The sequence below is a fragment of the Candidatus Methylarchaceae archaeon HK02M2 genome, from assembly GCA_024256165.1.
In the GTDB taxonomy this organism is placed as follows: Archaea; Thermoproteota; Nitrososphaeria; order Nitrososphaerales; family JACAEJ01; genus HK02M2.
In genome coordinates this window covers 1-8,800 of sequence record JAKLZG010000034.1, presented here as the reverse complement: position 1 = coordinate 8,800, position 8,800 = coordinate 1, and the positions used below count along the sequence as shown (strand labels likewise).

8 protein-coding genes are annotated in these 8,800 nt (G+C 35.0%); 1 reads left to right on the top strand and 7 read right to left on the bottom strand.

All coding sequences use genetic code 11. From position 1 onward, the window contains the following. Positions 1 to 468: 468 nt before the first annotated feature. Positions 469 to 1,530, bottom strand: a complete 1,062-nt coding sequence (gene amrS, locus L6N96_02935) for an AmmeMemoRadiSam system radical SAM enzyme (GenBank protein MCP8323118.1) — start codon at positions 1,528 to 1,530, stop codon at positions 469 to 471. Continuing rightward, positions 1,527 to 1,907 carry a hypothetical protein gene (locus L6N96_02930; GenBank protein MCP8323117.1) on the bottom strand — a complete coding sequence of 127 codons (381 nt, stop codon included), beginning with the start codon at positions 1,905 to 1,907 and terminating at the stop codon, positions 1,527 to 1,529. Before L6N96_02930 ends, amrS begins: the two co-directional genes overlap by 4 nt. A 221-nt stretch (positions 1,908 to 2,128) precedes the next feature. Here L6N96_02930 and L6N96_02925 point away from each other — a divergent pair, with 221 nt between their 5' ends. Continuing rightward, positions 2,129 to 2,422, top strand: a complete 294-nt coding sequence (locus L6N96_02925) for a DUF5615 family PIN-like protein (GenBank protein MCP8323116.1) — start codon at positions 2,129 to 2,131, stop codon at positions 2,420 to 2,422. 34 nt (positions 2,423 to 2,456) lie between these two features. On the opposite strand, the gene L6N96_02920 is transcribed toward L6N96_02925, so the two are convergent. From L6N96_02920 to L6N96_02900, 5 genes are all read right to left on the bottom strand, one after another. Next, complete coding sequence (locus tag L6N96_02920) at positions 2,457 to 3,278, bottom strand: prephenate dehydrogenase/arogenate dehydrogenase family protein (GenBank protein MCP8323115.1); 822 nt, start codon at positions 3,276 to 3,278, stop codon at positions 2,457 to 2,459. Positions 3,279 to 3,722: 444 nt separating this feature from the next. Continuing rightward, complete coding sequence (pheA, locus tag L6N96_02915) at positions 3,723 to 4,562, bottom strand: prephenate dehydratase (protein MCP8323114.1); 840 nt, start codon at positions 4,560 to 4,562, stop codon at positions 3,723 to 3,725. A 151-nt stretch (positions 4,563 to 4,713) separates the two neighbouring features. Then, complete coding sequence (locus L6N96_02910) at positions 4,714 to 5,475, bottom strand: radical SAM protein (protein ID MCP8323113.1); 762 nt, start codon at positions 5,473 to 5,475, stop codon at positions 4,714 to 4,716. 85 nt (positions 5,476 to 5,560) lie between these two features. Then, positions 5,561 to 6,862: an alpha/beta hydrolase gene (locus L6N96_02905; GenBank protein ID MCP8323112.1), complete on the bottom strand. Its 1,302-nt coding sequence runs from the start codon at positions 6,860 to 6,862 to the stop codon at positions 5,561 to 5,563. A gap of 464 nt (positions 6,863 to 7,326) precedes the next feature. Continuing rightward, positions 7,327 to 8,800, bottom strand: a 1,474-nt coding sequence (locus L6N96_02900; GenBank protein ID MCP8323111.1) for a DNA topoisomerase I, incomplete at its 5' end; no start/stop codon positions are given.

The window sequence follows — 8,800 nt, the reverse complement described above, 5'->3', positions numbered from 1 at the left end:
GAAAGTCCACCACGGCACCCATTCCCCCAGGAGTGAACTTAGGAGTAACATTTGGGATAATTTCCACCACTTCGCCTTCTAGACCGTTTAAGAACTGTTCTAACGTACTCTGGTCTTCCGTCATTTTAAGCGTAAATCTGTGAATTTTGTATTTCGCTCTCATTTCACACATTCCCTTACGACTAATGAATCTTAAAAAAGGATAACAGGATTAAAATTTTTCTATTTTCAAAAGAAGCGAAATATTATCTTTGAATATCCATGTCTCACATAAACTTCTAATCAGCTATTCTTTAGTTATGAAAGCTAGTATCCAAAAAAAAGAAAGATAAATAATTCCTACTTTTTATGAACTAGAAAATTGAGAGGATGATTTTAATATTGCTCCTTTAAGAGTTTTCATATCTTTACGAATTGGTAACGATTCATTTTATTTTGTTTGTCTCTTGTTATCACGCATTACAACTTTTACCAAACTCCGTCTATCTTTGTACTACAGTATGAGCATTTTGAATCTCTAATGTTATTCTTAATTACTAGATAACCATCCCTTTTGATCAGTGATCTTCCACAATTAGGACAGTATGTGTTTTCCCCTTCTCCGGGAATGTTTCCTTGATAAATATGCTTCAACCCGATATCTAATCCTATCTTCTTTGCTTTATCAAGGGTTTCTACGGGTGTTGGTGGCAGATCTAAGAGTCTATAAGCAGGGTAAAACTTCGTTATATGCCAAGGTATACTTTCGTCGAGATTTTTAATAAACTCGGCTATCTTCCTAAAGTTATTTTCAGAATCATTAAGAGATGGGATGATCAAAGTTGTGATCTCAATCCAGATTCCCATCTCTTTGTGTAGCCTTATAGTGTTCATTACATGTTTTATACGAGCTCCACATATCTTCCGATAAAATTCATCGCTCATACTTTTTAGGTCGATATTAGCCGCATCTAAGTAGGGAGAAATAACCCTTAGAGCATCTTCGGTTATATACCCATTAGTGACGAAAATGTTTTTTAGACCATCTTTGCTGGCTAATTTGGCTGTTTCAAAGGCGTATTCAAAGAAGATGGTTGGTTCTGTATATGTATAGGCGATGCTTTCACAATTGTTATGTTTCGCGGTTTCAACGATTTCATTGGGAGTTATGTCTTTTCCGATTACAGGTTTTTTAGGCTTAGGCATCTGAGAGATATCATAGTTCTGGCAATTTAGGCAACGAAAATTGCAGCCAACCGTGGCTATGGAATAAGTTCGTGATCCGGGAAGAAAATGGAAGAGAGGTTTCTTTTCGATAGGATCGACCGCACTAGCTATAAGTTTCCCATAAACCAGCGAGTATAGAGTTCCATCTATGTTCTCTCGTACGCCACAGATTCCTCTATTTCCTTCATTGATTTTACAATGATGACTGCATAAATGACAGTGGACGACTTTCCCTCCGACTTTTTCGTAGAACATGGCCTCTTTAATAACAATCACCTCCAATTTGATTTGATACCTTTCAGTAACTGACTCAATCTGAGTCAATCTTGTGATTTATTGCTAGGTAGTCTTTTTTTAAGAAATGAGGCAATTGCTCTAAAGATTTCATGATTGTCAACATTGATTATAGGAACTGTAACGTTTACCTGTTTTAACCTTATCCCATTTTGATACTTTGGCAGTTCTGCAAAAGAGACATAGTCCCAGTGGAGCACCCCACTAAGAAGCTCCTTCGTTATAGTCTCATTCATAGGCATTGCGTTGAATTGCATAGCAATCCCATCAACCCATTTAAGGGCTTTACCTAAACCACCTGGGGCCACTCCTAAAGCTTGGATTCTAGCCAAATCTTCAAGTTTATCATAAGCTAGATATTCATGGATTACGACCTTCTTCCTCGGCTCATATATTACCTCGATCATTCCTTCTATTGTTTTATAATCTCTTTGTGATAAGTCTTATCACTTTAGTAGGTTATGAAGGTGTTTCTAGGTATTTAGAATTAATTATTGATGGTCGAATTCTATTGGCAATGCCATAATCTTACTATCAAAAATCATCTTTATTTATTGAAGAAATCTAGAATTCAAAAAGTTCTAAAAGGGCAAATTATATTTGAATAAAATGTGATTAGGTGAACTAATTGAAGATTTTACTTGATGAAATGTATGCTGGTCTTAAAGAGTATTTCGAGACTTTAGGATGGGATGTTCTTACTGTCCAAGATGCAGGATTGCAAGGAGCAAAAGACAAAGATGTCGTAGCTTATGCGAAGAAAAACAACTTGTTGCTTGTTACTCAGGATCAAAAACCGGCAGACTTAGCAGATCTTACTGGAGTCAAATATGTGTTGATCTCAAATACTATGATCGCTAAAATAGCTGACGCTAAAATAAGAGAAAAATATGACATAACGCAGAATGAAGAAAAGGCATAACTTAGATTGATAATCTCCAATTAAACATCTGTCATCAATTATTCATTAATTCTTCTAATTTTTTTCTTAAAATTATCATCTCTTCAACAAACTTTGCTTTATCTTTATTTTTTATAATATTCAACCACTTTTCAATTTTATATTGGAATAAACTTTCTACTTTTTCAACATCAGGTAGACTCATCTGTAGGACAGAATAGAATTCTGGATCAGTATTAACAACATTTTGTACAAGATTAAAGAGAGTCTGAAAACTTGTACCTGAAATTTTTTCTAATTCTTTATAATCCAAGTCAAGCCATGTATCCACAACAGTCAAACCGACAAAATGAGAAAATCCTAAAATAACTGACATCAGTTCATCATGCTTTCTGGGAGACATTATACTAACTCTAAAACATCTTTCTTCTAGACATGTCTTTAATTCTTTAGCGTATCTCTCCTCTTTTTCCTTAGTAGGAGTAAGAACAAAATTTTGATTTGTATCCTTTGCTCCTGGTCCAAAAACTGGATGAGTTCCTAAGATCGTTCCCTTTTTTATGTACTTCTGCATTATTTCTACTGGAATTTCTTTTACAGATGTTATGTCCCAAACTATTTGATTCTCTTGAATATAAGGAGCAAAATCTTTAACAACGCCCTCAAAGTTTTGTAATAAAACTGAAACTATAATAATATCAGCTTTCTTTACAGCATCAATATTATCTTCTGCAACTTTTACTGGAATTTCTTTTGATAAATCGATCAATTTTTGTCTAGTCCTTCCTGAAACTATTACTTCATATCCCTGTCTCAAGAAAAAATTACAAAACCATTTCCCCATATTTCCTGCTCCACCAATTATTGCTATTTTCATTTTAAGACCTCGATATTGCTATTTTTATTAAATTAATCTTTACAGTTCAATTTCTTCTTTAAACCACAAATAAAAATAATTCTTTCGGATGGTTGATTAAAGCCTTTAATCTTTTTTATACTCAACTTTCTAAGATGGTAATGCTAAACTTTATAAATCGAAATAAGTACATTAACTTGGAGATTTGCGGAATTATCACAGCCATGGAGAATAACCGTAGCTGATGGTCCATAGGATCTGAGGGCCATCAGCACCCCACCAGTTCTTAGTTTATTATAATATGAATATAATCTAGACATAATTTTAGGCATATTGAGGCCGTTGTTTAGTTGTTCTTTAAATATCATTTTTTCTTGGAGTTATTTTCTTTGTCAGCTATTTGTAAGCCCTTAAGAATAAGCTTGAGTAAGTTCTTTTTAGGTAAATTAATTTCCATAAAAATTTCTATAGTCTATCTTTGCTAAAAGTTTCTTTTGCCTTAGGATAAGAACCTATCATTTTCATAAATAAGGAATTACGCTTTAGAATTTCCAATGCTACACCAACCAATTTTTCTTTATGATGACCTTCAAAATCTAAATAGAAATTGTATTCCCAAGGTCTTCCAACAATCGGTCTTGATTCTATTTTTGTTAGATTGATGTCGCTTACTGAAAAAATTGCTAAGGCATCATATAGAGCTCCAGGAACGTGCTTAGTTGAAAAAATAATGGAGGTTTTATCATTTCCTGTTGGTTTTGAGTCTTTTTTTGATAAAATTAAAAATCTTGTGTAATTATTATGATTGGTTTCTATACCTTCTAGGATTACTTTCATTCCATAAATCCTTGCTGCACTTGCACTCGCTATTCCAGCAGCATTTTTCAAATTCTTCTCTTTTATCATGTTAACGCTACCAGCAGTATCATAAAAAGGTATAATTTCACACTCCAATTCTTCTAAAAATTTTCTACATTGTCCTAATGCCTGAGGATGTGAATAAACTGTCTTTATAGATTTCAGATCAGTATTAGGAAACGATATCAAACAATGTTTTATTCTATGAAAGACTTCTCCACAAGCTTTAAGATTATATGTTAATAGTAAATCGTAAGCTTGACCTATACTGCCTTCTATAGAATTTTCAACGGGAACTATAGCAAAATCAACTTTATCTTCTTTTAAATTTTGAAAAACATCCGATAACGTTTTACATCCTATCGTCTGTATTGAATTCCCAAAATATTTGAAGGCACCTTCTTCACTGTAAGCTCCAGGTTCTCCTTGAAAGGCAATCCTTTTCATACCATTCACATCTAATGAAGTTTTATTCAAATTTTTCCTTATAGTATCGAGTTGTTAAATCATTAAAATGGTTCTTTATCAGAATATTTCCTAATAAGTTGCTATTATAAAAAGTAATCACATAAGAAAAACTAAAAATAATCATTTAATATCAAATTAGTTTACTAGGAATCCCTTCTGGCGAGTAAGCTATAAGGGGTACAATTCCAGCTATTTTCAGTCTTTCAACTACATGAGGATAAAGAAAGACATACTCTTCTTCAATACTATCCGCTAGGTTTTTCTCTATCTCCTTTATTCTTTTGATTAACTTTGCATAATTCTCTTTTGGACTAAAGGATAACATAACAGCAGGGTGACATCTTACCTTAGCTTCGATAAGATTTTTTAATGCATTTAACTGCAAATCAAATGCTTCAGGAGATGCACCGGTAAGTATTGAGAACTCTTTACGATTCGTCCCTTTTATCGAAACCCTTACATGGAGACGCCTAAACCCTGAAAGTTGCTTTGCATAGTCTATGTCATTTCCGATAAGAATACCACTTGTCTCTAAAATGAATGAATAATCTGTCTGATTTATCAGTTCAAGCAACTTTAAAAGATGGTCTTTACCAATTGTAGGCTCATTACCACTAATCCTCAATTGATTATATCTAAACCTCTTAGCACAAGCATCTAGCTTCTTAAATATGTATTCTGGAGAGTAAAAGTTACCAAAATTTTCTGGATGATCCCTTGGTTTATTACTCCAACAAAAGATGCATCTTAAGCAGCAACCACAACAGTCAGATGTTGCGATACCTCCATACCATCGTCCAGGTCTAAAAATTCGATAATATTTTCTAAGATCGTTTTTTACTACGATCTTTTCAGTCTCTTCAGCTAATTTTATTGGATCAAAGAGTTGCATGATCTGATAGATAAATAATTTACGATATTCGTTAATTATTTTATTACTCTCTACTATTGCATAGCATAACTAAATCGATATAGCCTTACTCGATAATCTTGGATTCTGGGCGTCTGCGTAATGTCATTACAACCGCAACTACAACTGCTATTATGGCGATTCCGATTGCGATGTAGGCCAGCGTTGTAGTTGCATCCAAAGTTGATCGAAGTTCGCTGATTTGTTGATTTAAATCCCTATCTGGATCTTTGAGCCATGTAGCAAGGTCTGATAGAACGTATTCTTGTATGGGTCCAAGAGGTTGTATCCAGCCGTTTGTAGGATAGAACGTGTGTCCGATACCTGGATAGGTGATCAGAGTGTGATCGGGATGATGTATCTCCGTCAATCTTTGTTCTAAAAGGAAGGCTTCCTCAACGGGGGCCTGTGTGTCGTTTTCTCCCTGAAGTATCAGGATACTTGCAGAAATGTTTCCAATTAAAGCTAAATTTGTATCCATAATGAAGTGCGAATGCAACCATATAGATCCTGGAAACTCGGTCGTTGTAAACCATTCGAACGCTCCAATCCTCAGAGGTTTCAACTCTTCGTCAATGCTAAAATAGCTGTCTTCGTTCGCATCAAGTTCTGGATACCAGAGCCATACTCCTGTGCTGTTTTCTATCATCAATTCGGGTGGGAGCGGCGATAGTTCTACATTTTCAACTTCCATAGTTGCATATACTTCTTGTATTGAAAGTAATCCATCATCATTTGTATCTATTTCTTCAGCAAAGAATATTGTCCGATCGACTAGCTGATAGTATATTACATCACTAAGGTTTTGAGCGTATGCACTCATAAGTACCATTTTCTTCACTCTAGGATCTTCATCGGCAATTATCGGTGCTATGGCAGTTCCCTCACTGTGACCGATTATAGTTATATCGTTTATATCGACTTCAGGTTGTTGTATAAGAACTTCAATTGCCTTCTCAGCATCTCCTATTAAATCTTGAACCGTCATATTTCCGTATACATTTTGATCCAACACTGTCATATTTAGACCGATTCCTCTCTTGTTGTACCGTAGCACCACGAAACCTCTCTCTGAAAGATATTCTGCTATCTGGAGAAAGGGTCTTGAGGGTTCCCCTGTTCCAGTAACTAAGGGAGGTAGATACTCATTCATATCCATAGGACCAGATCCATGTACTAGAATAACTCCTGGGAAAGGCCCTTCTCCAACAGCGGGAATGGTCAGCTGAGCGTTAGTCGTTAAACCTGCGCCAAGATCTATTACCAAATCCCTGCTTAAAACTGTCTCCACTAGGGTGTGACTTGGAACTATAGAAAATGAAAAGAGAATTGTAAGTATCAAAAATCCAGCGATTAAAATTTTTTTCATTTTATTTCTAATAGAATAAAAATATCTTATTTATAAGCCTTTTACTTTAAGATTTATTTGATGAATTAGTTTAAAATGTCTAAGAAAATTGACAATATTAGTTATAATCTTTTTAGATAAAAATTCGTTATAACTTTGTCTAATGGAGCGTATAGACTATTCGGAAGCCATCTTGTTTCTTTCTTGCAGAAAGATAGGTTGAGCAAACCTCTTAATAATTATAATAGAATGCCTCTTTATAATTTATATGCTTAACTTATCCTGTAAAAAATAAAAAATAGTATACAATCAATCTAGATTGCTTCTCACTCATTCTACAATATGTAGTTCCATCTTTAACATTATGAGCCTAATCTGGAAGATATGGGGCCCAACCCACTTATTTTTTAAGATATCTTGTTTTCATCCTAAATACAAGAGACTTTAAAAATCTTGAATCAATGGCTTTAGGTAATTTATTAATATCAAGACTTCACTGGAAGAATTTTCAAACGGTCCCAATTTTGACCAGAACGTCTTGCCCATGCAAACTTACTCTGTAGTGTCTTGGTATATATTTTATCCCACTCTAACTCTATATATTTCGCCCAAGATTTATAAACTCTAGGATCGATATAATTACGTAAAGAAGCAGTCAAGTTGTAATCTCGCGTTTCTTCATGGAGTCTAACTGCTAGATCAGCCTTTAGGATTCTCTCCTTTAGATTTGCTCTACTTTTATCAGTCTTTGGAATTGTTTCCTTTAACTTTCTTAAACGTTCATACTTTTTATCTAAGGAGCTTTCCCAAGTCTTGGGAGGAGTTCTCTTATGATTACATGTGATAGCTGCTTTGAGATTTGCTATCTTCGCATAGAATAACTTTAAGTGATCTGAAGTTCCTCCTTGAAAAGAATCGTGTTCTGATAAATAACGCCTCACTATATTAGTGGCGTGGAATGTTCTGAAGTTTTTAGCTGTCAACCCCTTTACAGCCTTTGATAGGAACTTGTTAACGTAATAGGAATTAATCTCATCGAATATTGGTTGCTCTGGTCTTTTACCTTTTTTAAATCTCAGGAGGTTTTCTTTAAACAGTTTACTAAATTCATCATTGATAGTTAAACTCTTCTCCCAGAGCACGCTATCCTTTCCTAGAAAGTTGAAGCGAATGCACTCCTTATCGATCACTACATGCTCTACTCTTAGAGTGGATGCGCCTACCGTGTCAGCTTCATCTTTTTCCTTTTCATCTCCAACCCTCATACAAAGATTATCAATTAGGTAGGAGACAGTGGCAAGCTTTCTGATCTTCTCATCATTGGACTTCATACCCTTTATGATATATTTACGTACTTGGTCCAACCGTTTCTCTAACTTTTTAGCATTATCATATTTCGACTTATCTCGTTGCTGACGTAATGAGGAACTGTCATGTAACCAGACATATTTTCTCTTGCCTGTGAGTTTTTCAGTCCAAGAAGCCAGCCACATCGAATTATGATCGTGAACTATTTTCCCCCAGTTTCCCTTCGGCACTGGTGCTTCCTTATCTAAGTTCAAAGTCACATCCTTGTGATAAACCCGAGGCTTCCAATGTCCTCGCAAAGGATGTTTTCCACGACCCATAAAGAGACCTGGTGGTTCTACCATCCAATTTGCGATCTCGGTCTGATTTCCATCTATCTCAGCATAACCATATTTCTGTTTCATGGCGAGGCGTAATTCTTTTCGTTCTGCTGCTAGTCTCTTTTTATTTTCAGAAACACTTTTCCATTCCTTTTCCTTTTCTCGGTGTTTTAAAAAATCCGAGAAGTCAAGGTCTTTAATTGAAATCTCAGAGAGTTCATTTGGTAGATGTTTCATGAAATCTGATAAGAAATTTGAAACGAAAACCTCATCCTCAACGTATTGAGTGCCGATCTTCATCATCCATGCATAAGCCATCTCCTCTGCAATA